General features: G+C 39.9%; 1 protein-coding gene. It reads left to right on the top strand.

What is annotated here, in order from left to right; all coding sequences use genetic code 11:
* Window positions 1–539 (top strand): LLM class flavin-dependent oxidoreductase (locus ACRCJ0_RS19085; protein WP_431391779.1); only part of this gene is annotated, 539 nt, incomplete at both ends.

A 539-nucleotide genomic window follows, 5' to 3' on the forward strand; every position in this document is an offset into this window, starting at 1 on the left:
AACTTAACGAAAAAAGCTGAGAAAAATGGGGCGGATTTCGTCTTCATTGCAGATGGTTTATACATCGATGAAAAATCGATTCCTCACTTTGTAAACCGTTTTGAGCCTATCGCTTTATTATCAGCTTTAGCACCAATTACTTCTAAAATTGGTTTAGTTGGAACTTTATCAACCACTTATTCTGAGCCTTATAACGTAGCTCGTCAATTTGCGTCATTAGATATTATTTCTAAGGGTCGTGCTGGTTGGAACGTGGTAACCTCGCCATTACAAGGGTCTGCTGGTAACTATAATAAGGGTAACCACCCAGAGCATGACTTACGTTATGATATGGCCAACGAATACTTAGAAGTCACTAAAGGCTTATGGGATTCATTTGATGATGACGCCTTTGTTCGTGACCGTGAAACAGGTGTCTTCTATGATAAAGACAAAGTCCATGTGTTGAATCATAAAGGCGAATTCTTCAATTCAAAAGGACCTTTAAACATCCAACGTACTCCGCAAGGTCAACCGGTTATTTTCCAAGCGGGTGCAAG

It is taken from the genome of Aerococcus sp. L_32, assembly GCF_050689315.1.